Genomic DNA, 21,819 nt, shown 5'->3' with positions numbered 1-21,819 from the left:
CTGGCCATGACGCTCCGACCTCCGCAGGCTGCCTTCCTGCTCGCGCTCCTGACGGCGGCGCTGCTGCCGTTCGCCGCCGGCGCCCAGACCGTGCCTGAGACGGCCAAGCAGCGCTATCGCGACTGCATGCAGCTGGCGCGCAGCGACCCGCTCAACGGCCAGAAGGAGGCCGACGCCTGGATCAAGGAGGGCGGCGGCGGGCCGGCCGAGCACTGCCGGGCGGTGGTCGACGCGACGCTCGGCCGCTACGAATCGGCCGCCGGCCGCTTCGAGAAGCTGGCCGATTCGATGAAGGACAGCGAGCAGCGCGCGCGCGTGCTCGGCCAGGCCGGGCAGGCCTGGATGCTGGCCGGCAACCTCGACAAGGCCTACGAGGACCAGAGCCGCGCCGTGACCCTGCTGCCCAACGACCCGGATCTGCTGGTCGACCGCAGCCTGATCCTGGCCTCGCAGCAGCGCTACTGGGACGCCATCGACGACCTCAACAAGGTCCTCGACCTCAGGCCCGACAGCCCCGAGGCGTTGATCTTCCGCGCCTCGGCCTATCGTCTGCTCAAGGTGCCGGAGCTGGCCAAGGAGGACATAACGCGCGCGCTCACCCTGGTGCCCGACCATCCGGAGGCGCTGCTGGAGCGCGGCCTGCTGTCCGCCGACACCGGCGACAAGGAGGGCGCGCTGAAGGACCTCCAGAAGGTGATCGAGCTGGCCCCCGACTCGCCGGCCGCCGACGTCGCGCGCAACCATCTGGCGGCGCTGTCGGCCTCGAAGGGGTGACGGCGCCGGCTGCCGGCGCCGCCGTCCACCGCTCCCTCAGAAATCCAGGTCGGCGTAGTGCTTCGGCGGCGGGCTGCCAGGCATCAGGTCGGCGAGCAGGGGCCGCATCGAGGGCCGCGACTTGACCCGGGCGTACCAGTCCTTGGCGCCCTCGTGCTGCTCCCAGGGCACGTCGCCCAGGTAGTCCAGGCAGGAGAGGTGGGCGGCCGCCGCGATGTCGGCCAGCCCGAAGTCGTCGCCCGACAGCCAGGTGCGCCGGTCGCACAGCCAGGCGATGTAGCGCAGGTGGTGGTGGATGTTGCTGTTGGCGGCACGGATCGCCGAGGAGTCCGGCGTGCCGGTGCCGAGGTAGCGCTTCATCAGCTTCTCCTCGAGCAGCAGCTCGGAGACCTCCTGCGCGAACTTGCGGTCGAACCAGTTGGCCAGCCGCCGCGACTCGGCGCGCTCGAAGGGCCCGTGACCGAGCAGCGGGACCTCCGGGTAGCACTCCTCCAGGTACTCGACGATGACCTGGTGGTCGGGCAGCACCGTGCCGTCCTCCTCGACCAGCACCGGCACCTCGCCGGCCGGGTTGAGCCGCAGGAAGGACTCGCGCCGCTCCCAGATCTGCTCGGCCTTGAGCTCGAAGGCGAGCTTCTTCTCCGCCAGCATCAGGCGGATCTTCCGGCAGCCGGGATCGAGCGGCAGGTGGTAGAGAATGCGCATCGCGACGCGACTATAGCGCCGGCGCCCGCGCCGGCAACACGGGCGGCGAGCCCCGGCGTGCGCCGCACGCCGGCGCCGCCTCAGAAGGTGTTGCGCACCCGTCCGTCGGCGGCCATCGAGCGGACGAACTGCTGGTAGTGGAGGTGGCAGGCGACCTGCATCAGGTAGGCCGGCAGATCCCTCAGCGGCAGGCGCCGCGTCGGGCGGGCGACGACCCCCAGGATCCGCCGGCGCCAGGTGCGCCGCAGCGCCTGGTCGGGCTCGTGGCGCATGATGCTCCGGTAGAGCAGCAGCGAGCCGACGGCGGCTCGGAGCGTCAGCTGCAGGCGCTCGCGCGGGCTCTTCGCCTCGGTCCTGACGACCCGCCGCCAGCGTGCCGAGAGGCTCGCGAGCGAGGCGTCAAGCCGTCCGAAGAAGGCTTCGGGCGCGTAGAGGTCGGTCATCAGGCGGACGTAGCCGTCGCGCAGCTGCTGCTGCGACATGCCGAGCGGCACGACGTTGGTGCCGTAAGGCGGCGGATCGCCGTCGTCGAGGCGGCCCTCGCCGGTCAGCCGCTTGTGCAGCGGTGTGGTCGGGATCGCGGCCAGCATCGAGACCAGCACCGTCGGGATGCCGGTGCGGCTGACGAACTCGCGCTGCCGGTCGAAGATGTCCGGGCGATCGCTGTCGAAGCCGACGATCATGCCCATGTTGACCTCGATGCCCTTGGCCCGGATGACGCCCAGGCGCCGGATGATGTCGTCGGTCACCGACAGCCCGCCCGCCCCGGTGCGGCCCTTGAGGTTCTGGACCTTCTGCGTCTCCTTCAGGGACTCTTCGCTGGGCGATTCGACGCCGACGAAGACCGTGGCGATGTTGGCCTGGCCCATCAGGTCGAGCAGCTCGTCCTCCTCGGCCAGGTTGATCGAGGCCTCGGTCGACAGGATCATCGGATAGCCGTGCCGGCGCTGCCACTCGACGATCGCCTCGAGGATCGGCCGGACCGCCTTCTTGTTGCCGATGAAGTTGTCGTCGGCGAGGTAGACGTCGAACACCCTGCGCGCGCGCAGGGCCTCGAGCTCGGCGATCACCTGCTCCGGCGTCTTGACCCGCGGCACGCGGCCGAAGGTGACGATGATGTCGCAGAACTCGCAGCGGAAGGGGCAGCCGCGCGAGACCTGGATCGAGGCCGAGAAGTACTTCGACATGTCGTAGAGCTCGAAGCGCGAGGGCGGCAGGGTGGTGACGTCCGTGCGCTCGGCCTGCTCGTAGCGGGGGACATGCGCGCCCTCCGCCCAGTCCGACAGGAACTGCGGCCAGGTCGTGTCGGCCTCGCCGATGAAGATGACGTCGGCCAAGCCCTCGAAGTAGTCCTCCTGGACCGTCACCCAGGGCCCGCCGATCGCCAGGAAGGCGCCGCGCGCCTTCAGCTCCTTGGCGATCTCGACCATGCGGAAGCGCTGCACGTTCATGCCGGTGAGGCCGACGATGTCGGCCTCGGCGATCGCGTCGTAGTCGAGCGGCTCGGCCGCCTCGTCGACCAGCGTCACCTCGTGCTCCCCGGGCGTCAGCGCGGCCAGCAGGGGCAGGGCCGCGACCGGCATGTTCGCGCTCTTGCCCAGCACCGGCATCGCGTAGTCGAAGCCGAAGAACGACGGCTCGAAGCGCGGAGCGACCAGGATGATGCGAGCCACGGCGATCTCTCCCCCCTTCTGCCGACCGGACGCCTGATTCGGCCGCGCTAGGCCCGAAGGCTAGCAGCCGCACCGCCGATCGCTAAGTGAAAACCCCGTCACGCCGGGCTTTGCGGGCCCGGGCCGAGGGTCGCCAGGGGGGCCGTGCCGCGGGTCAGCACCAGCATCTCGTCGCCGCCGCGCTGGAACTGGTAGCCGACCCGGCGGCGCTCGCAGCGCAGGCCCTCCGCGGTGAGCCTTCCGATCAGCGGCTCGAGGTGCGGCGAGGGCCCTGCGTCGTGGTTCAGCAGCGGGAAGACGCGCGCCTCGGGCGCGACGCGCAGCAGCTCGCGGGCCGCGGCCAGGTGGAAGGCCAGGTCCAGGCCCTCCGAATAGGTGAACAGCAGGTGCGACGAGAGCGCCAGGTCGAAGCTGTCGGCGGCGAAGGGCAGGTCCGGCAGCGCGCCGCTGCGGTAGCGCCCGGCCGCCCGGCCGGCCTCGTAGTCCGCCAGGAAGCGGCCCATCGCGGCGAGGCGGATCCGCTCCAGCTCGTCCGGCGAGGCGATCGAGGTCCAGAGGTAGCGCTCCGGGGCGGCCCGCACCCGGGCCATGATGGCCCGCCGGGCCGCTTCGACGCCGGCCGCGATCCCGGCGGCCGGCCGGTCGTAGAGCGGATCGCAGGCGACCGTCGGACCGCCGGCGGCGCTGCGCTCCGCGGTGAAGCTCGACGGCCCGCCGGCGACGTCGAGGACCCGCGCCGTCGGCGGCAGCCCGCCGAGCCCGAAGAAGGCCCGGTATTCGGCGTGGCTGCGCCCCCAGGGCACCGGATCGATCAGCGTCATGCTCTGCGCCCTCCCGTGGCCGGGAGAGTCGCACCGCCGGGCGCTCCCGGCTATCCGCGGCTTGCGCGGAGGCCGGGTCCGCCGCCTCAGGCCCGCTTCTCGCGGGCGGCCAGGCTGATCGGCTGCTCCAGGCGCTCGACCATCTCCTTCGGCACGATCTGCCAGAAGTGGCCGCGCTCCATCGCCCAGTCGATCAGCAGACGCTCGGCGAAGCGGCTCTGGGTCTCGCGCACGTGCTCGGCGACCAGGTCGCGCAGCACGCCCTCCCAGTAGTCGGTCTCGACCCGCTGGTAGAGCACCGAATCGGCGTTGATCCGGAGCGGCAGCTTCTCCTCCGGGTCGTAGACGAAGGCCATGCCGCCGGTCATGCCGGCCGCGAAGTTGAAGCCGATCGGCCCGAGGATCACGACCGCGCCGCCGGTCATGTACTCGCAGCCGTTCGAGCCGCAGCCCTCGACCACGGCCACGGCACCCGAGTTGCGCACGCAGAAGCGCTCGCCGGCCTGGCCGGCGGCGAACAGGCGCCCGGCCGTGGCGCCGTAGAGCACCGTGTTGCCGATGATCGTGTTGCTCTGGGTCTCCAGCGGGCTCTTGGTCATCGGCCGGACCGAGATGATCGCCCCCGAGAGGCCCTTGCCGACGTAGTCGTTGGCGTCGCCGAAGACCTCCAGCTTCAGGCCCTGCACGGCCCAGGCGCCGAGCGACTGGCCGGCCGAGCCGCGCAGCCGCGCGGTCAGGTGGCCCGGCGCCAGGCCGGTCATGCCGAACTTGCGGGTGATCATCGAGGAGAGGCGCGTGCCGATCGCCCGCTGGGTGTTCTGGATGGTGTACTGCAGCTGCATCTTCTCGCGGTCGCGGAACAGCCCCTCGGCGTCGCGCAGCATCTGCGCGTCGAGCGTGTCCGGCACCTCGTTGCGGCCCTCGAGCGTGCAGTGCACCGGCAGGCCGGCGCCCTCGGCACGGGCCAGCAGCGGGTTGAGGTCCAGGTCGTCGAGGTGGGCGGCGCCGCGGCTGACCTGGCGCAGCAGGTCGGTGCGGCCGATCACCTCGTCGAGGCTGCGCAGGCCGAGCTGGGCCAGGATCTCGCGGACCTCCTCGGCCAGGAAGGAGAACAGGTTGACGACCTTCTCCGGCGTGCCGGTGAAGCGCTTGCGCAGGGCCTCGTCCTGCACGCAGACGCCGACCGGGCAGGTGTTGGAGTGGCACTGCCGGACCATGATGCAGCCCATGGCGACCAGGCCGGCAGTGCCGACGCCGTACTCCTCGGCGCCGAGCATGGCGGCGATCACCACGTCGCGGCCGGTGCGGATGCCGCCGTCGGTGCGCAGCTTGATCCGGTGCCGCAGGCGATTCAGGGTCAGCACCTGGTGGACCTCGGAGAGGCCCATCTCCCAGGGCACGCCGGCGAACTTGATCGAGGTCTGCGGGCTGGCGCCGGTGCCGCCGACATGGCCGGAGATCAGGATCACGTCGGCGCCGGCCTTGGCGACGCCGGCGGCGATCGTGCCGATGCCGGACCGGGCGACCAGCTTGACGCAGACCCGGGCCTCCGGGTTGATCTGCTTCAGGTCGTAGATCAGCTGCGCCAGGTCCTCGATCGAGTAGATGTCGTGGTGCGGCGGCGGGCTGATCAGCATCACGCCGGGCGTCGAGTGGCGCAGCTTGGCGATCATCTCGGTGACCTTGAAGGCCGGCAGCTGGCCGCCCTCGCCGGGCTTGGCGCCCTGGGCCACCTTGATCTCGATCTCGCGGCACTGGTTGAGGTACTCGGCGGTGACGCCGAAGCGGCCGGAGGCGACCTGCTTGATCGCCGAGTTCTCGTTGTCGCCGTTCGGCTTCGGCTTGAAGCGCGCCGGGTCCTCGCCGCCCTCGCCGCTGTCCGACTTGGCGCCGATCCGGTTCATCGCGATGTTGAGCGTGCCGTGCGCCTCGGGCGAGAGCGCGCCGAGCGACATGCCCGGCGTCACGAAGCGCTTGCGGATCGAGGTGATCGACTCGACGTCGTCGAGCGAGACGGTGCGCCGGCCCTCGAGCTTGAAGTCGAGCAGGTCGCGCAGCGCCGAGGGCGGCAGCTTGGCCATGCCCTCGGAGAACTTCTTGTAGGTCGAGTAGGAGTCGTTGGCGACGGCGGCCTGCAAGGTGTGGATCAGGCCGGCCTGCCAGGCGTGGTGCTCGCCGCCGCGGCGGTAGCGGTAGAAGCCGCCGACCGGCAGCGCGATCACCGACTCGCTCCAGGCGCGCTCGTGCAGCTCCAGCAGCTTCTGCTGGATGCCGGTCAGGCCGATGCCGCTGATCCGGCTCGGCATGCCCGGGAAGAACTCGTCGACCAGGGTGCGCGACAGGCCGACGGCCTCGAAGTTGTAGCCGCCGCGGTAGGACGAGATCACCGAGATGCCCATCTTGGACATGATCTTCAGCAGGCCCTCGTCGAGCGCGCCGATGTAGCGCTGGACGCAGTCCTCCAGGGCGAGATCGCCGAACAGGCCGCGGCGGTGGCGGTCGGCGATCGACTCCTGGGCCAGGTAGGGATTGACCGTCGTCGCGCCGACGCCGATCAGCACCGCGACGTAGTGCACGTCCAGGCACTCGCCCGAGCGCACGTTGACCGAGGTGAAGGTCCTCAGCTTCTGCTGGGTCAGGTGCGTGTGCACGGCGGCGGCGGCCAGGATCATCGGGATCGGCGCGCGGCCCCCGTCGACCCCGTAGTCGGACAGCACGACGTGCTCGCGGCCGCCGCGCACGGCGTCCTCGGCCTCGCGCCGGATCCGCGCCAGGGCGTCGCGCAGGGCATGGTCGCCCTCGGCCGGATCGAAGGTGCAGTCGATGTCGGCGGCGGTCCTGTCCATGTAGGCGCGCATCGCGTCGAACTCGGCGTTCGAGAGCAGCGGCGACTCGAGCTGCAGCAGGCGGCACTGGGCCTCGTCCTCGTCGAGGATGTTGCCGAGGTTGCCGAGCCGGGTCTTGAGGGTCATGACCCGCTTCTCGCGCAGCGAGTCGATCGGCGGGTTGGTGACCTGGCTGAAGTTCTGCCGGAAGAAGTGGTGCAGCCCGCGGTAGCGCTCGGACAGCACGGCGAGCGGCGTGTCGTCGCCCATCGAGCCGACCGCCTCCTTGGCGGTCTCGACCATCGGGTGGAGGATCAGCTCGAGATCCTCCATCGACTGGCCGTAGGTCAGCTGGCGGCGGCGCAGCTGCTCCCTGTCGAACTGCACCGGCTCGCCGGCGTCCGGCTTGATCAGGTCGTCGATCACCTTGATCTCGCGGCGCCACTCGCTCCACGGCCGGCTGGCGGCGAGCTGCTCCTTGATCTCGCGGTCGTGGTAGAGGCGGCCCTCCTCCAGGTCGACGGCGATCATCTCGCCCGGGCCGACCCGGCCCTTCTCGACGATGCGCGCCTCGTCGAGCCGGACCATGCCGGTCTCGGAGCCGGCGAACAGCAGGCCGTCGTCGGTGATCGTGTAGCGCAGCGGGCGGAGGCCGTTGCGGTCCATGCCGGCGACCGCCCAGCGGCCGCCGTAGGCGCAGATCGCCGCGGGGCCGTCCCAGGGCTCCATGACGGCGTTGCAGTAGCTGTAGAGGTCCTTCCAGCTCTGCGGCATCGCCGAGTCGGCGCTCCAGGCCTCGGGCATCAGCATGGTCTTGACCATCGGCAGGTCGCGCTGGGCGCGCACCAGCAGCTCGAAGACCGCGTCGAGCGCCGCCGAGTCGGAGCTGCCCGGCTGGATCACCGGCTTCAGGTCCTCGGTCAGCTCGCCGAACCACTCGCTGCCCAGGCGGCACTCGTGGGCCTTCATCCAGTTGACGTTGCCCTTGAGGGTGTTGATCTCGCCGTTGTGGGCGAGCACCCGGAACGGCTGGGCGAGGCGCCAGGTCGGGAAGGTGTTGGTCGAGTAGCGCTGGTGGAAGATCGCGAAGTTCGAGACGAAGCGCTCGTCCAGCAGGTCCGGGTAGAAGGTGCTGAGCTGCTCGGCCAGGAACATGCCCTTGTAGATGATCGAGCGGCCGGACAGGGAGCAGACGTAGAAGTCCTTGATCGACTCCTGCTCGGCCGCCTTCTCGATGCGCCGGCGGATGACATAGAGGTCGCGCTCGAAGCGCCGCGCTGTCTCGCCCTTGGAGTTGGCGATCATGATCTGCTCGATCTCGGGCCGGGTCGCGTTGGCCTTCTCGCCGATCACGTCGACCGCGACCGGGACCTGGCGCCAGCCGTAGATCGTGTAGCCGAAGTTCAGGATCTCGCGCTCGACGATGACCCGGCAGCGCTCCTGCGCCGCGAAGTCGGTGCGCGGCAGGAAGACCATGCCGACGCCGATGCGCCGCTCGTCGATGTCGTGACCGGTGCGGCGCACGTGCTCGCGGAAGAATTCCTGCGGGATCTGGACGTGGATGCCGGCGCCGTCACCGGTCTTGCCGTCGGCGTCGACGGCGCCGCGGTGCCAGACCGCCTTCAGCGCCTCGATGCCCTTCTCGACGACCTCGCGGCGCGCCTTGCCGTCGATCGAGACGACCAGGCCGACGCCGCAGGCGTCGTGCTCCTCGGCCGGATCGTAGAGGCCCTCGCGGGCCAGGCGCTCGGACTCGCGGGCCTGCCAGGCGAGCTGCTCGGCGGCGGTCGGGCCCTGGGGCGGGAAGGGGCGGTCGATGACGGACATGGTCGTGAATCCCGAACTGGGGGCCGGCGCGGCCGGCCGTCCTGGCTAGTGGGTACCCTCGATCACCTTCTTGGCGGTGATCGTGAATTTCTCGCCCGACGTGGCGTTCTCGTACTCGATGCGCAGCGGCAGGCCGAGCGCCTCGGAGAAGTAGCGGGTCAGCTTGACGCTCTGCTGAAAGTTGCCGTCCGGGTCGTAGTAGGACAGCTGCAGCGACAGCGGCCGGGTCGGCAGCTTGGTGCCGGCGACCTCGACCGGCGTGACCTGGCCGCGCAGCGCGACGCCGTTGACCCGCGAGGTCAGGCGGTTGTCGACGTAGACCTCGTAGGCGATCTCCAGCGGCTTGTCCGGCGTCGCGCCCAGCAGGTCCTCGACCGAGCCCTTGGTGAAGTAGATCTCGGAGCGGCTGGGATTGCGGAAGATCAGCGAGTCGAAACGGCCGTAGCGCATGACGTGCACGACGGTGCGCCCGTCGCCGGTCGTCTCGACGACGAAGACCTGGTCGCCGACCGTCGCGAAGGCGCGGTAGACCGAGCCGTTGTCGAACTCGACCGCCGTGCCCGGCGCCGGCAGCTTCAGGTCCTGCGCCGCCGCCCGGTCCGGCCAGGCCACAGCCGACAGCACGCTGCCGGCGAGGGCCGCGGCGGCGAGCAGGAGGGCGGCGAGGAGCGGGCGGGCGGGCGCGCGGAAAGCCATGCGGGAAGCTGCTCCTATTCTGCGGCGACCGCCGTCGCGCTCGCGCCGGCAGTCTTGTTGTCGAGGTAGCGGGCGATCGAGTCGGCGGCGTCGCGGCCGTCGCGGATCGCCCAGACCACGAGGCTGGCGCCGCGCACGATGTCGCCGGCGGCGTAGACGCCGTCCAGGTTGGTCGCGAGGCTGGGGTAGCGCACCTTGACGGTGCCCCAGCGCGTCGTCTCCAGCTCCGGGCAGCCGAACAGCGCCGGCAGGTCCTCGGGATCGAAGCCGAGCGCCTTGATCACCAGGTCGGCGGGCAGGCTGAAGCTCGAGTCCGGCAGGATCTGCGGGAGCTGCCGGCCGGTCGCGTCGGGCACGCCGAGGTGGACCCGGCAGGCGCGGACTGTCTCGACTGTCGTGTCGCCGTCGAAGGCTTCGGGGGCGGCCAGCCAGACGAACTCGACGCCCTCCTCCTCGGCATTGGCGACCTCGCGCTGCGAGCCCGGCATGTTCTGGCGGTTGCGGCGGTAGAGGCACTTCACCGAGCGCGCGCCCTGGCGCACCGCGGTGCGCACGCAGTCCATCGCCGTGTCGCCGCCGCCGATCACCACGACGTCCTTGCCCTCGGCGTTGAGCGTGCCGTCCTCGAAGGCCGGCACGGCGTCGCCGAGGCCCTTGCGGTTCGAGGCGACCAGGAAGTCGAGCGCCGGGCGGACGTTGTCCAGGCCGACGCCCGGGACCTTGATGTCGCGCGCCTTGTAGACGCCGGTCGCCAGCAGCAGCGCGTCGTGGCGCCGGCGCAGCTCCTCGAGGCTGACGTCGCGCCCGACGTCGCAGTTCGGGACGTAGGCGACGCCGGCCTCGGCGAGCAGCTTCGTGCGCCGCTCGACGACCTCCTTCTCCAGCTTGAAGTTCGGGATGCCGTAGATCATCAGGCCGCCCATGCGGTCGTAGCGGTCGTAGACCGTGACCTGGAAGCCCTTCTTGCGCAGCTGCTCCGCGGCCGCCAGGCCGGCCGGGCCGCCGCCGACGATGCCGACGGACTGCTCGCGCTCGCGCGCCGGCCTGACCGGCTTGACCCAGCCCTCGGCCCAGGCGGTGTCGTTGATGTACTTCTCGACCGCGCCGATCGTGACCGTGCCGTGGCCCGACTGCTCGATCACGCAGTTGCCTTCGCACAGGCGGTCCTGGGGGCAGATGCGGCCGCAGATCTCCGGGAAGTTGTTGGTCGCCTGGCTGACCTCGTAGGCCTCCTCGAGCCGTCCCTCGGCGGTCAGCATCAGCCAGTCGGGGATGTTGTTGTGGACCGGGCAGTGGACCTGGCAGAAAGGCACGCCGCACTGCGAGCAGCGGCTCGCCTGCTCCGCCGCCGAGGGCGTGCTGAAATCGTCGTAGATCTCGTCGAAGTCGTGGGCGCGCGCCGCGACCTCGCGCTTGTGCGGCATCTGGCGCTGCACCTTGACGAACTTCAGCATCCGGCTGGCCATACCCTTGCGTTCCCTCGCTTGCGCTCTGCCCGCGCCTGCCGCCGCCGCGCCCTCGCGGTGCCCGATCGGCGGACAGGAAAGACCCCGTCGACGGCGGGGAGGCGTTCTATAACGTCCAAATGCAGCAGTGGCGAGAACTTATTGGCCGATAGGTCAACATAGCTGCCATACAGATGGGCCAGTGCTTCCGATGCTACCCCGGAAACCGGGGTCTCCGCCAGAGTGAGGGTGACAGAATAGTACCATATCGAGACTATCGGAAAAGCTGGAGCGCCGCGGAGCGCGCCTGATATAAGCCCGGACGGCCGGGAGAGGGACGGCCTCGCGACCAGGGAGTGCCCGTTGCCGCTGCTCTACATCCTGATTCTGGCCGTCGTGCAGGGCATCACCGAGTTCCTGCCGATCAGCTCGTCGGGCCATCTCGTGCTGACCTGGCAGGCGATCGCCGCCTTCGACCCCTCGGCCGTGGTCTACAGCGGCGCCGAGCGGCTCGACCTCGACATCTCGGTCCACGTCGGCACGCTGATCGCCGTGCTCTGCTACCTGTGGCGCGACATCGCGGGCCTGGTCGGCGGCACCTTCAAGCTCGTGCAGGGGCGCGACGACCCGCGCGGCCGCCTGGCGCTCTACGTCGTCGCGGCGACGATCCCGGTCGTCGTCGTCGGCTTCCTGGCGAAGGACTGGGTCGGCCTGCACCTGCGCGGCGTCGAGATCGTCGCCTGGGCCAACATCGGCTTCGCCCTGCTGCTCTGGCTGTCCGACCGCCTGGGGCTGCTGATCCAGCGCCTCGAGCACATGACCTTCGGCCAGGCGATGATCGTCGGCTTCGCCCAGGTGCTGGCGCTGATCCCCGGCACCAGCCGCGCCGGCATCACCATGACCGCGGCGCGCTTCCTCGGCTACGAGCGGCGCGAGGCGGCGCGCTTCTCGCTGCTGCTGGCGATCCCGGCGATCGCCGGCGCCGGCGTGCTGGTCGGCAAGGACCTCTACGAGAGCGGCAACCTGGCGCTCGGCTCCGACGTGCTGGTCGGCGTCGGCCTGTCGTTCGTCACGGCGCTCGTCGCGATCGCGCTGATGATGCGCTGGCTGGAGCGCGCGAGCTTCCTGCCGTTCGTCATCTACCGCCTGCTGCTCGGCGCGGTCCTGCTGGGCCTGCTGTACCTCTGAGGTCCGCTTCGCGCTCGCGCGCGGACGGCCGGCGGCGGCCTGGACCCGGGAGCCCCTACATGCCGTGCGGCAGGTGCTCCATGAAGCGCCCGCCGGGGCGGTAGCGGTCGAGATAGGTCGGCAGGATCACCTCGAGCGAGTGCGGGTGGATGCCGAAGGCCTCCAGGCCCTCGGCGCCCGGCGAGACGACGTTGTCGCGCTTCAGCAGCTCGACCTGGTCGCGGGTCAGCGGCGGCACCGGCAGCAGCTCGGCCGGCAGCGCCATCAGGCTGGCGAGACCGAAGGGCAGCGGCAGCAGCAGCCGCTTGCGCCGGACGATCCTGAGCATCAGCTCCATCAGCTCCTTGAAGCTGTGCACCTTGGGGCCGCCCAGCTCGAAGGTCCGGCCGCCCCCCGGAGCGCCCTCCCGCGGACCGTCCAGCGCGGCGACGACGGCGTCGGCGACGTCGCCGACGTAGACCGGCTGGAAGCGGGTCTTGCCGCCGCCGATCAGCGGCAGCACCGGCGACAGGCGCGCCATCGCGGCGAAGCGGTTGAAGAAGTCGTCCTCGGGGCCGAAGACGATCGACGGGCGGACGATCGCGGCGCCCGGCAGGTGGCGGCGCACCGCCGCCTCGCCGGCCGCCTTGCTGCGGCCGTAGGCGGAGGGCGACTTTTCGTCGGCGCCGATCGCGCTGACCTGGACGAAGCGGCCGATGCCGGCCGCCGCCGCGGCCGCGGCGACCCGCTCGGCGCCCTCGGCCTGGACCGCGTCGAAGCGCTGGCGGCCCTGCTGGAAGAGGATGCCGACCAGGTTGATCGCGGCGTCGCTGCCGGCGACCGCGGCCTCGACACTGGCCTGGTCGCGCACCGAGCAGGCGATCGGCACGACCTGCCCGACGTTGCCGAGCGGCTTCAGGAACTTCGCCCGCTCGGGCCGGCGCACCGCGACCCGGATCGTCCAGCCGCTGTCGGCCAGGCGCGCGACGACGTATCGCCCGATGAAGCCTGAGCCGCCGAAGATCGTGATGGTGCCTGCCGCCATGGTCTGCCGTGCCCGTTCCGTGATCCAGTCGTTCCAGGAAGGCCGCTATATAGCACCGGGCGACGCGACGTTGACACCCGAAAGGCGGGCGCTAAGGTGCCGGGCCTGCCGTGCGCGCCCGCGCGTCCGGCAGGCCCCGCCGGAAACGCGGTCCGCCCCGACCAGAGAAGCGCCGAGAGCCCGCCCTTGTCCATCGAGCTGCATCGCGACGACCTGCCGGACGGCCTCGACCTCGGGCCGGTGGTCGCCATCGACACCGAGACCATGGGCCTCGACCCGCGCCGCGACCGGCTGTGCCTGGTCCAGCTGTCGAGCGGCGACGGCTCGGCCCACCTGGTGCAGTTCCCGATCGGCAGCCCGGCGGGCTACGCGGCGCCGAACCTGAAGCGCCTGCTCACCGATCCGGACCGCCTCAAGCTGTTCCACTTCGCGCGCTTCGACCTGGCCATGATGCTGCGCCACCTGGGGGTCGTCACCCGGCCGGTCTACTGCACCAAGATCGCCTCCAAGATGACCCGCACCTATACCGATCGCCACGGTCTCAAGGACCTCTGCGGCGAGCTGCTCGGCGTGCAGATCTCCAAGCAGCAGCAGTCGTCGGACTGGGGCGCGCCGGAGCTGACCGGCGACCAGCTGGCCTACGCTGCCAGCGACGTGCTGCACCTCCATGCCCTGAAGCAGCGCTTCGATGCGCTGCTCGCCCGCGAGGGCCGCAGCGCGCTGGCCCAGGCCTGCTTCGACTTCCTGCCGAGCCGCGCCGCCCTCGACCTCCAAGGCTGGGACGAGCCCGACATCTTCCAGCACTAGCCGTTTGTGCGCGAACGTCTTTGGGAATGCGACGCGCGCGCTCATATGCTTGGGGGCGCGGCGCGGCCGCGCCTGCCGCGGATCCGCCGCGTCGCCGCCCCGGCGGCCGGCCCGTCGAAAGACGCTGCGATGCCGGTGAGTTGCGATAGGATGCCGCTGTGATGTATCGCGCAGCGCCGGGGCAGCCGTTGAGGCGCTTGATGGAAACCGATGGCCGACAGTGTCACCTTGAGAGTAGAGCAGAACGATAGGCCGAAGCGGACCTCCGAGGCGCCGGAGATGGCGGCTGCACCCGAAGGGCGCCCGCGGCCGCCACGGCTGTCGGGCGGCGATGCCTACTCGTCGCTGGTCGGCATCCTCAAGTATCTGCTGCCCGCGATCGCCGTGGCGCTGGTGCTGCTGCTCGTCGCCTGGCCGCGGGTCAATCCCGTCGAGAAGCCCTATTCGCTGGGCATCAGCGACCTGCAGACCGACGAGCCGACCAACTCCACCATGGTCAACGCCCGCTTCGACGGCGTCGACGACGAGGGGCGCCCCTACCACGTGACCGCCGACCAGGCCGTCCAGCGCCGCGACGACGAGCGGCTGGTCGACCTGGTGAAGCCGAGCGGCGACATCCTGACCCGGGACCAGACCTGGATCGCGGTCAACGCGGAGAAGGGGCTGTACAACAAGGACGAGGAGGTCCTGGACCTGGATGACGGCGTGACGATGTTCCACGACCAGGGTTACGAGATGACGACCGAATCGGCGAAGGTCTACATGAAGGACGGACGGGTCATCGGCAAGCGGGCGGTCGAGTCCCAGGGGCCGTCCGGCACGATCCAGTCCGAGGGCATCCAGATCGAGGACCGCGGCGCGGTCGTCATCTTCACCGGCCCGGCGCACATGACGATCTATGCAGAGGCGCTGAAGAAGGGCGACGGCAGCGCGGCGCCGCACCTGCCCGGAGAGGGAGGCTCGAAGTGAGGGGCTGGTGGGGCCTGCTGCTGGCAGCACCCCTCGCCGCCGTCGCCACCCTGGCGGCGGCCCAGGGGCTCAGCACCTTCGACACCTCCCAGGGCGACAAGCCGCTGCTGGTCGATGCGCGCGACGGCATCGAGTGGTATCGCGACCAGAAGATCTACGTCGCGCGCGGCGATGCCGTGGCGACGCGCGGCGACACCAAGATCGAGGCCGACGTGCTGACCGCGCACTACCGCGAGCAGCAGCAGGGCGGCACCCAGATCTATCGCGTCGAGGCCGACGGCCACGTCGTGATCCACTCCAACACCGACCGGGCCCAGGGCGACTTCGGCGTCTACTCGATCGACGACCGGGTCATGGTCCTGACCGGCAAGGACCTGCGCTACGAGACGCCGCGCGACCTGATCACGGCACGCGACAGCCTCGAGTACTGGGAAGACTACAAGGGCCATCCGATGGCGGTCGCCCGCGGCGACGCCCTGGTCGAGAGCCCGAAGCCTGGCGTCGCGCCGGAGACCGCCGCCAAGACCCAGAGCGCCAAGCCCCAGAACGCCAAGAGCAAGAAGGCCGGCGAGCCGACCTCGCCCTTCGGCGTCGGCAGCGAGGGCGGCCGGCGGCGCATCCAGGCGGACGTCATGACCGCGCTCATCGGCCGCGACAAGGACGGCCGCAACCAGATCTCGCGGATCGACGCCTACGACCACGTGCGCATCGCGACGGCGACGGAATTCATCGTTGCCGACAAGGCTGTGTATTATGTTAATCAGGAACGGGCGATACTGACCGGCAACGTGCGGATCACCCGCGGGGACAACCAGCTGAACGGCGACGCCGCCGAGGTCGACATGAAGACCGGCTTCAGCCGACTGATCTCCAGCAAGGACCGGGTCAAGGGACTGCTGACGCCGGACGGCGCGCAGGACCTCCAGGGGACGAAGAGCAAGTGACAGGCGCCAGCAGGTGATGGACACGATGGACGGCAGGGAGGCGATGCCGGGCCCCCGGCTGGTGGCCGACAATCGCGGTCTGGCGACCATCAACATCGGCAAGGCCTTCAAGAAGCGCCGGGTGCTGCGCGACGTCTCGATCACCGTGCAGCGCGGCGAGGCCGTGGGCCTGCTGGGCCCGAACGGCGCCGGCAAGACCACCTGCTTCTACATCATCACCGGCCTGATCGCCCCGGACACCGGCTTCGTGACCCTGGACGGCCACGGCATCACCGATCTGCCGATGTATCGCCGGGCGCGCCTCGGCATCGGCTACCTGCCGCAGGAGGCCTCGATCTTCCGCGGCCTGACGGTCGAGCAGAACATCCGCGCCGTGCTCGAGGTCGTCGAGCCGTCGCGCGAGGCGCGCGAGCACAAGCTCGAGGAGCTGCTCGCCGAGTTCTCGATCACCCACCTGCGCCGCGCCCCGGCCATGGCGCTGTCCGGCGGCGAGCGGCGACGCTGCGAGATCGCCCGCGCGCTGGCCTCGGACCCGAGCTTCATCCTGCTCGACGAGCCGCTCGCCGGCATCGATCCCATCGCCGTCAGCGACATCCGCGAGCTGGTCACCCACCTGCGCGATCGCGGCATCGGCGTGCTGATCACCGACCACAACGTGCGCGAGACGCTGGAGATCGTCGACCGGGCCTACATCATCCACGACGGCATGGTCCTGATGGAGGGCCTGCCCTCCGAGATCGTCGCCCATGAGGACGTTCGTCGCGTTTACCTGGGTGAAAGGTTTACGCTGTAAGGCTTTGATTTATGGCGGTCTCGCAGCGTCTCGAGCTACGCCAGTCCCAGAGCCTGGTGATGACGCCCCAACTGCAGCAGGCGATCCGTCTGCTGCAGCTGTCGAATCTGGAACTGGCGGACTACGTGGAACGGGAACTCGAGCAGAACCCGCTGCTCGACCGTGCCGATCCCGAGCCCAGTGGCTTCGCCGACGAGATGCCGCCCGAGCCGGACGCCTTCCGGCCGCAGGACTCCGCCGACTACGCCAGCGCCGACCGCCTGCCGGCTGCCGGCGAGTCGCCGCTCGACCGCACCGAGGTCTATGACGACAACAGCCCCTCGGACGACTGGCCGGCCGGCGGCGAGGGCTCCGAGGGCGGCAGCGACTCCTGGGGCGCCGGCGGCGAAGGCGCCTTCAACTGGGGCAGCGGCCGCGGCGGCCGCTTCGAGGACGACGAGGACGCCGGCTTCGAGCAGCGCCTGGCCGACCGGCCGCGGCTGCGCGACCTGCTGCTCGAGCAGGTCCAGATGGACCTGGAGACGCCGGCCGACCGGCTGATCGGCGCCTACCTCGTCGACTGCCTCGACGAGGCCGGCTACCTGAGCGCGCCGCTCGACGAGCTGGCCGGCCAGCTCGGCTGCGGCGAGGCCGAGCTCACCCGGGTGCTCGCCCGGCTGCAGCGCTTCGAGCCGACCGGCGTGTTCGCCCGCGACCTCAAGGAATGCCTGGCGCTGCAGCTCGCCGAGCGCAACCGCCTCGATCCGCTGATGGCGCGGCTGCTCGACAACCTGCCGCTGGTCGCCGAGCGCGACTACGCCAAGCTGCGCCGGGTCGTCGGCTGCGATGCCGAGGATTTGTCAGACATGCTGTCGGAACTCCGCCGGCTCGATCCGCGGCCCGCGCTGACCTACGAGGGCGGCGCCGCCGAGCCGATCGTGCCGGACGTGCTGCTGCGCGCGCGGCCCGACGGCAGCTGGCTGGTCGAGCTCAACGCCGACACCCTGCCGCGCGTCCTGGTCGACCAGGGCACCTACGCCCGGGTCGTGCGGCATTGCCGGACCCGCCAGGACAAGGACTACGTCAGCGAGCAGCTGCAGGCGGCGAACTGGCTGGTCAAGGCGCTGCACCAGCGCGCCGGCACGATCCTCAAGGTCGCGACAGAGCTGGTGCGCCAGCAGGACGCCTTCTTCCGCAAGGGCGTGCGCCACCTCAAGCCGATGACCCTGAAGGACATCGCCGAGGAGATCGGCATGCACGAATCGACGGTCAGCCGGGTCACCTCCAACAAGTTCCTGGCGACGCCGCGCGGCACCTACGAGCTGAAGTACTTCTTCTCCGCCGCGCTGGGCGGCGCCGGCGGCGAGGAGCACGCCGCCGAGGCGGTGCGCGACCGGATCAAGACGCTGATCGCAGCGGAAGCGCCGCAGGCGGTGCTGAGCGATGACGCGATTGTGGATAAGTTGAAGGCCGAGGGCATCGAAATCGCCCGGCGGACGGTGGCAAAATACCGCGAGGCATTGAACATCCCGTCTTCGGTGCAGCGGCGGCGCGAGAAGGCACTGGCGCTGGCGCGCTGAATCGGCGGCTCCCGGGGCTTGCTTGACTTGCCTGGGGGGCGCTCATATGGTCCCGGCCTCGCGCGGGGCCCGACCCGATCAAGCAGGTTCGTCGGGCTTACCGCGCTGTCGTCGTTTTAGAGGACGCTGATGCAGTTGACGGTCAAAGGGCGGCACATCGACACCGGTGACGCCTTCCGCCGCCACGCCGAGAGCAGTCTCTCGGCGATCTTCGGCAAATACTTCGGAGACGCGATCGAGGCGACGGTGACCCTGTCGCGCGACGCCCACCTGTTCCGCGCCCAGATCTCCGCCCACGTCGGCCGCAACATCGAGCTGGTCGCCAGCGGCACGGCGCTCGAGGTCTATCCGGCCTTCGACCAGGCCGCCGAGCACCTGTCCAAGCGGCTGCGCCGGCACAAGCGCCGGCTGCGCGACCACGCCGCGCCGAAGCCCTCGGAGCAGGTCGCCGAGAGCCTGATGGCCCGGCAGGTCGTGCTGTCCGCCGAGGAGACGCCGGAAGGCGCCGCCGACGAGGAGGGCAGCGGCGAGCCGGCGGTCGTCGCCGAGATGGAGATGGAAGTGCCCGAGCTGACGGTCCACGAGGCGGTCATGCGGCTCGACCTCGCCGAGCTGCCGGCGCTGATGTTCCGGAACCGGTCCCACGGCGGCCTGAACATGGTCTACCGCCGCGCCGACGGCCACGTCGGCTGGGTCGATCCGCGCGGCAACCGCGCCACGTCCTGACATCTTGCGAAAGGCAGAGTCATGGAGATGACGGACCTGATAACGCCGGCCTCGGTGATCCCGGCGCTGCGCGTGACCAGCAAGAAGCAGGCGCTCCAGGAACTGGCCAAGCGGGCCGCCCAGATCACCGGTCTGCCCGAGCGGCAGATCTTCGAGGTGCTGATCGAGCGCGAGCGCCTGGGCCCGACCGGCATCGGCCACGGCATCGCGATCCCGCACGGCAAGCTGGCGGCGCTCGACCGCCTCTATGCGCTCTTCGCCCGGCTGGAGACGCCGATCGACTTCGACGCCGTCGACGAGCAGCCGGTCGACCTGATCTGCCTGCTGTTGGCCCCCGAGGCGGCCGGCGCGGACCACCTGAAGGCCCTGGCCCGGGTCTCGCGCCTGCTGCGCGACCGCGCCACCTGCGAGAAGCTGCGCGGCACCGAGAGCCGCGACGCGCTCTACGCCCTGCTGACCGAGTCGCCGGCCAGCCACGCCGCCTGATCCGGCCCACCCCTCCCGGAACGGTTCCCCCGCGACGCGAAGGCGCGCCGCCCGGATGCCGGGGGCGCGCCTTTTCGTTCGATCGGATCGGCCGGACGAGCGGCCCGGCCGGGCGGCGGCTCAGTGCACGCTGAGCGGCTCCATCTCGTTCTGGCGGACCGCGGCGGCCGCGGTCGAGAGGTCCTTCATCACCGCCATGCGGGTGCCGTCGGCGGCGAAGATGCCGACCACCACGCCGTCCTCGGTCTCGACGTCGCGCAGGTAGGCGACGTCGTTCAGGCCGAAGGCGAGGAAGTCCTGCTGGGACAGCGGCTCGAAGTCCTGCGATCGGTGCTGGTTCATGGCTTCTGCTCCTGGTTCGGCGACCGTCCGGCCCGCCTTTCCACGGCCGGGCGTCGGTCCACGTTGCTTGTTTCGCTTCGGAATCCTGGTGTCTTCGCTGATCTCACTCACTCCTGAACCAGCTTCTGCCTGTTCCTGACGCCGCCGCTCTCGATGGCGATGGTGCGCACCTCGGGCGCCTCGACCGGCCGGCTGAGCTCGACGTGCAGCAGGCCGTTGTCGAGCCGCGCTCCGGTCACCTCGATGCCGTCGGCCAGCATGAAGGTCCGCTGGAACTGCCGGGCGGCGATGCCCCGGTGCAGGAACACCCGGCCGTCGTCGTCCTCGGACTGCTTGCCGCGGATGACCAGCTGGTTGTTCTCGACCTGGACCGAGAGGTTCTCGTCGGCGAAGCCCGCCACGGCGAGCGTGATGCGCAGGTGGCCTTCGCTGAGCCGCTCGACGTTGTACGGGGGGTAGCCGTCGCCCGTCGTCTTGTTCATGCGATCCAGAGCCCTTTCGAGCTGATCGAAGCCGAGCAACAGCGGCGAGTTGAACAGAGACGCACGGGTCATCTGGCAGCGTCCTCCTCTTGGCTCACGAGCAAGGCTGCTGGTGGTTTGACGTCCTGCGGCCCTTCTCGGCCCCGCCCGACGCCGCGGCCCGACATCGGCGCCGCCTCGACTGTTAAGATGGGCGTCGCCGGGTGCCCGGTCAAGCAAGCCCCAGTTTCGGACCGATTCGCTAATAACTGGACAAGAAGCGCGTCCGGGCGACCCGTGGTTCCGCCTCTCCCCCCGCGGGGCCGGCCCTGGCGGCGAGCCGGCGCTGGCGCGAAAGCGACCTGTGGCCGCCGCGGATCGGCTTGACCGCCTTTCGGCGCGGCGCCTAGGGTGCGCCATCGGACGGTCCCCCGGCAGGGGGTGAAAGGCAATCCGGTGCGCCCGACCCAAGCCGGGGGGCAAGGCCGGAACTGTCCATCGCAGCTGTGTGCGCCGCGCGCCCCACGTGGATCTCAGGGGCGCCGCGAGAGCGCGAGTCAGCGATGCCTTGCCGTCAGGGTTGGAAAGGGATTTCCGCGCGCCGTCCGGGCGTGGCGGCGGTTCCTCGAACGCGAGGGAAGGGGAGAGGCATCGACATGACGGAACGGCTCGGTGTGATGGTCTGCGGCCACGGCAGCCGCGACGAGGACGCGGTCGGCGAATTCGCGGTGCTGGCGGAGCGGCTTGCCGAGCGCTTCCCGCAGTGGCCGGTCGACTACGGCTACCTGGAGTTCGCGACGCCGATCATCCGCACCGGCCTGGACAACCTGCTGGAGCGCGGCGTCAACCGCGTGCTGGCGGTGCCCGGCATGCTGTTCGCCGCCGGCCACGCCAAGAACGACATTCCCTCGGTGCTGAACGCCTATGCCGCCGGCAAGCCGGGCCTGTCGATCCAGTACGGCCGCGAGCTCGGCATCGACCTCAAGATGCTGCGCGCCGCCGGCGAACGCGTGCAGCAGGCCCTGACGGCGGCCGGGGACGGGGTCTCGCGCCACGACACCCTGCTGGTCGTGGTCGGCCGCGGCGCCAGCGACCCCGACGCCAACTCGAACGTCGCCAAGGTGACCCGCATGCTGTGGGAGGGCATCGGCTTCGGCTGGGCCGAGACCGCCTATTCCGGCGTCACCTTCCCGCTCGTCGAGCCGGCCCTGGAGAAGGCCGTCAGGCTCGGCTTCAAGCGGATCGTCGTGTTCCCCTACTTCCTCTTCACCGGCATCCTGGTGCAGCGGATCTACGACGCGACCGACCGGGTCGCCGCGCGCCATCCGGAGATCGAGTTCGTCAAGGCGCCCTACCTCAACGACCATCCCCTGGTGATCGAGACCATGGTCGAGCGGGTCGGCGAGATCCTCGAGGGCGCCAACAACATGAACTGCCAGCTCTGCAAGTACCGCGAGCAGTTCCTCGGCTTCGAGGCCGAGGTCGGGCTGCGCCAGGAGAGCCACCACCACCATGTCGAGGGCCTGAGCGCGCGCGCCGGCCAGGATCACGATCATCACCATGGCCACGACCACGACCACGACCACCTCCATCACCACGACCATGACCGCGGGCACGATCACGGCCACCACCATCACCACGCCCATGAGCACGGCCACGCTCATGGGCACGACCATGCCCACGACCACCATCACCACCCCTATCCCCATGCCGACCACCCGCTCGGGCCGCGCACCCTGAAGGAAGGCGCCTGA

At 70.5% G+C, this 21,819-nt stretch carries 19 protein-coding genes; 10 read left to right on the top strand and 9 right to left on the bottom strand.

From position 1 onward, the window contains the following. Window positions 1–6: 6 nt before the first annotated feature. Entirely contained in the window at window positions 7–774 is a 768-nt protein-coding gene (locus B9O00_RS02865; RefSeq protein WP_143596125.1) for a tetratricopeptide repeat protein, read from the top strand. Between the two features lie 36 nt (window positions 775–810). Here B9O00_RS02865 and B9O00_RS02860 read toward each other — a convergent pair whose 3' ends face one another. The 6 genes from B9O00_RS02860 to B9O00_RS02835 all read right to left on the bottom strand — a co-directional run bounded on the left by B9O00_RS02860 (window position 811) and on the right by B9O00_RS02835 (window position 10,787). Beyond that, on the bottom strand, window positions 811–1,479 hold the full coding sequence (locus tag B9O00_RS02860; protein ID WP_085120899.1) for a glutathione S-transferase family protein: 669 nt from the start codon (window positions 1,477–1,479) through the stop codon (window positions 811–813). Window positions 1,480–1,559: 80 nt separating this feature from the next. Then, window positions 1,560–3,152 carry a B12-binding domain-containing radical SAM protein gene (locus B9O00_RS02855; RefSeq protein WP_085120898.1) on the bottom strand — a complete coding sequence of 531 codons (1,593 nt, stop codon included), beginning with the start codon at window positions 3,150–3,152 and terminating at the stop codon, window positions 1,560–1,562. A 98-nt stretch (window positions 3,153–3,250) separates the two neighbouring features. Continuing rightward, the gene (locus B9O00_RS02850; RefSeq protein ID WP_085120897.1) at window positions 3,251–3,973 is read right to left on the bottom strand and encodes a class I SAM-dependent methyltransferase; all 723 of its coding nucleotides are present in this window, start codon (window positions 3,971–3,973) and stop codon (window positions 3,251–3,253) included. A gap of 86 nt (window positions 3,974–4,059) precedes the next feature. Then, a complete protein-coding gene (gene gltB / locus B9O00_RS02845; protein WP_085120896.1) occupies window positions 4,060–8,625 on the bottom strand; it encodes a glutamate synthase large subunit in 4,566 nt (1,521 codons plus the stop codon). A gap of 45 nt (window positions 8,626–8,670) precedes the next feature. Next, window positions 8,671–9,321, bottom strand: coding sequence for a hypothetical protein (locus tag B9O00_RS02840; RefSeq protein ID WP_085120895.1), 651 nt, complete (start codon window positions 9,319–9,321; stop codon window positions 8,671–8,673). Window positions 9,322–9,335: 14 nt separating this feature from the next. After that, complete coding sequence (locus B9O00_RS02835; protein ID WP_085120894.1) at window positions 9,336–10,787, bottom strand: NAD(P)-dependent oxidoreductase; 1,452 nt, start codon at window positions 10,785–10,787, stop codon at window positions 9,336–9,338. A gap of 342 nt (window positions 10,788–11,129) precedes the next feature. Here B9O00_RS02835 and B9O00_RS02830 point away from each other — a divergent pair, with 342 nt between their 5' ends. Next, window positions 11,130–11,954 (top strand): undecaprenyl-diphosphate phosphatase, encoded by an 825-nt coding sequence (locus B9O00_RS02830; RefSeq protein ID WP_085120893.1) that lies wholly within the window; start codon window positions 11,130–11,132, stop codon window positions 11,952–11,954. Window positions 11,955–12,009: 55 nt separating this feature from the next. Here the strand turns inward: B9O00_RS02830 and B9O00_RS02825 are convergent, their stop codons facing one another. After that, complete coding sequence (locus tag B9O00_RS02825) at window positions 12,010–12,978, bottom strand: complex I NDUFA9 subunit family protein (RefSeq protein ID WP_085120892.1); 969 nt, start codon at window positions 12,976–12,978, stop codon at window positions 12,010–12,012. A gap of 186 nt (window positions 12,979–13,164) precedes the next feature. Between B9O00_RS02825 and B9O00_RS02820 the strand changes: the two genes are divergently transcribed. The 7 genes from B9O00_RS02820 to ptsN all read left to right on the top strand — a co-directional run bounded on the left by B9O00_RS02820 (window position 13,165) and on the right by ptsN (window position 19,262). Then, window positions 13,165–13,785, top strand: a complete 621-nt coding sequence (locus tag B9O00_RS02820; protein WP_085120891.1) for a ribonuclease D — start codon at window positions 13,165–13,167, stop codon at window positions 13,783–13,785. A gap of 279 nt (window positions 13,786–14,064) precedes the next feature. After that, window positions 14,065–14,754 carry an LPS export ABC transporter periplasmic protein LptC gene (lptC, locus tag B9O00_RS02815; protein ID WP_159460072.1) on the top strand — a complete coding sequence of 230 codons (690 nt, stop codon included), beginning with the start codon at window positions 14,065–14,067 and terminating at the stop codon, window positions 14,752–14,754. Continuing rightward, window positions 14,751–15,698: an LptA/OstA family protein gene (locus B9O00_RS02810; RefSeq protein ID WP_085120889.1), complete on the top strand. Its 948-nt coding sequence runs from the start codon at window positions 14,751–14,753 to the stop codon at window positions 15,696–15,698. Before lptC ends, B9O00_RS02810 begins: the two co-directional genes overlap by 4 nt. A 43-nt stretch (window positions 15,699–15,741) precedes the next feature. Then, complete coding sequence (lptB, locus tag B9O00_RS02805) at window positions 15,742–16,491, top strand: LPS export ABC transporter ATP-binding protein (protein WP_235017032.1); 750 nt, start codon at window positions 15,742–15,744, stop codon at window positions 16,489–16,491. Window positions 16,492–16,502: 11 nt separating this feature from the next. Then, window positions 16,503–18,050 (top strand): RNA polymerase factor sigma-54, encoded by a 1,548-nt coding sequence (gene rpoN / locus B9O00_RS02800; RefSeq protein WP_085120888.1) that lies wholly within the window; start codon window positions 16,503–16,505, stop codon window positions 18,048–18,050. Between the two features lie 129 nt (window positions 18,051–18,179). Beyond that, entirely contained in the window at window positions 18,180–18,776 is a 597-nt protein-coding gene (gene hpf / locus B9O00_RS02795; RefSeq protein ID WP_085120887.1) for a ribosome hibernation-promoting factor, HPF/YfiA family, read from the top strand. Window positions 18,777–18,797: 21 nt separating this feature from the next. Beyond that, a complete protein-coding gene (gene ptsN, locus B9O00_RS02790; RefSeq protein ID WP_085120886.1) occupies window positions 18,798–19,262 on the top strand; it encodes a PTS IIA-like nitrogen regulatory protein PtsN in 465 nt (154 codons plus the stop codon). Between the two features lie 120 nt (window positions 19,263–19,382). On the opposite strand, the gene B9O00_RS02785 is transcribed toward ptsN, so the two are convergent. Together B9O00_RS02785 and B9O00_RS02780 are read right to left on the bottom strand one after the other, a co-directional pair. After that, window positions 19,383–19,604 carry a DUF1150 family protein gene (locus B9O00_RS02785; RefSeq protein WP_085120885.1) on the bottom strand — a complete coding sequence of 74 codons (222 nt, stop codon included), beginning with the start codon at window positions 19,602–19,604 and terminating at the stop codon, window positions 19,383–19,385. A gap of 107 nt (window positions 19,605–19,711) precedes the next feature. After that, window positions 19,712–20,158 carry an Hsp20 family protein gene (locus B9O00_RS02780; RefSeq protein WP_085120884.1) on the bottom strand — a complete coding sequence of 149 codons (447 nt, stop codon included), beginning with the start codon at window positions 20,156–20,158 and terminating at the stop codon, window positions 19,712–19,714. A gap of 563 nt (window positions 20,159–20,721) precedes the next feature. On the opposite strand from B9O00_RS02780, the gene B9O00_RS02775 reads away from it, so the two are divergent. Then, window positions 20,722–21,819: a sirohydrochlorin chelatase gene (locus tag B9O00_RS02775; protein WP_085120883.1), complete on the top strand. Its 1,098-nt coding sequence runs from the start codon at window positions 20,722–20,724 to the stop codon at window positions 21,817–21,819.

The sequence above is a fragment of the Tistlia consotensis USBA 355 genome (assembly GCF_900177295.1).
In the GTDB taxonomy this organism is placed as follows: Bacteria; Pseudomonadota; Alphaproteobacteria; order Kiloniellales; family DSM-21159; genus Tistlia; species Tistlia consotensis.
This window is presented reverse-complemented; position numbering and strand designations above follow the sequence as displayed.

Bases quoted from the DNA above. Each gene is read 5' to 3' on its own strand.
- B9O00_RS02865 (WP_143596125.1), top strand. From the start codon at position 7: ATGACGCTCCGACCTCCGCAGGCTGCCTTCCTGCTCGCGCTCCTGACG.
- B9O00_RS02860 (WP_085120899.1), bottom strand. From the start codon at position 1,479: ATGCGCATTCTCTACCACCTGCCGCTCGATCCCGGCTGCCGGAAGATC.
- B9O00_RS02850 (WP_085120897.1), bottom strand. From the start codon at position 3,973: ATGACGCTGATCGATCCGGTGCCCTGGGGGCGCAGCCACGCCGAATAC.
- gltB (WP_085120896.1), bottom strand. From the start codon at position 8,625: ATGTCCGTCATCGACCGCCCCTTCCCGCCCCAGGGCCCGACCGCCGCC.
- B9O00_RS02840 (WP_085120895.1), bottom strand. From the start codon at position 9,321: ATGGCTTTCCGCGCGCCCGCCCGCCCGCTCCTCGCCGCCCTCCTGCTC.
- B9O00_RS02835 (WP_085120894.1), bottom strand. From the start codon at position 10,787: ATGGCCAGCCGGATGCTGAAGTTCGTCAAGGTGCAGCGCCAGATGCCG.
- B9O00_RS02825 (WP_085120892.1), bottom strand. From the start codon at position 12,978: ATGGCGGCAGGCACCATCACGATCTTCGGCGGCTCAGGCTTCATCGGG.
- lptC (WP_159460072.1), top strand. From the start codon at position 14,065: ATGGCGGCTGCACCCGAAGGGCGCCCGCGGCCGCCACGGCTGTCGGGC.
- lptB (WP_235017032.1), top strand. From the start codon at position 15,742: ATGCCGGGCCCCCGGCTGGTGGCCGACAATCGCGGTCTGGCGACCATC.
- rpoN (WP_085120888.1), top strand. From the start codon at position 16,503: ATGGCGGTCTCGCAGCGTCTCGAGCTACGCCAGTCCCAGAGCCTGGTG.
- hpf (WP_085120887.1), top strand. From the start codon at position 18,180: ATGCAGTTGACGGTCAAAGGGCGGCACATCGACACCGGTGACGCCTTC.
- ptsN (WP_085120886.1), top strand. From the start codon at position 18,798: ATGGAGATGACGGACCTGATAACGCCGGCCTCGGTGATCCCGGCGCTG.
- B9O00_RS02785 (WP_085120885.1), bottom strand. From the start codon at position 19,604: ATGAACCAGCACCGATCGCAGGACTTCGAGCCGCTGTCCCAGCAGGAC.
- B9O00_RS02780 (WP_085120884.1), bottom strand. From the start codon at position 20,158: ATGACCCGTGCGTCTCTGTTCAACTCGCCGCTGTTGCTCGGCTTCGAT.
- B9O00_RS02775 (WP_085120883.1), top strand. From the start codon at position 20,722: ATGACGGAACGGCTCGGTGTGATGGTCTGCGGCCACGGCAGCCGCGAC.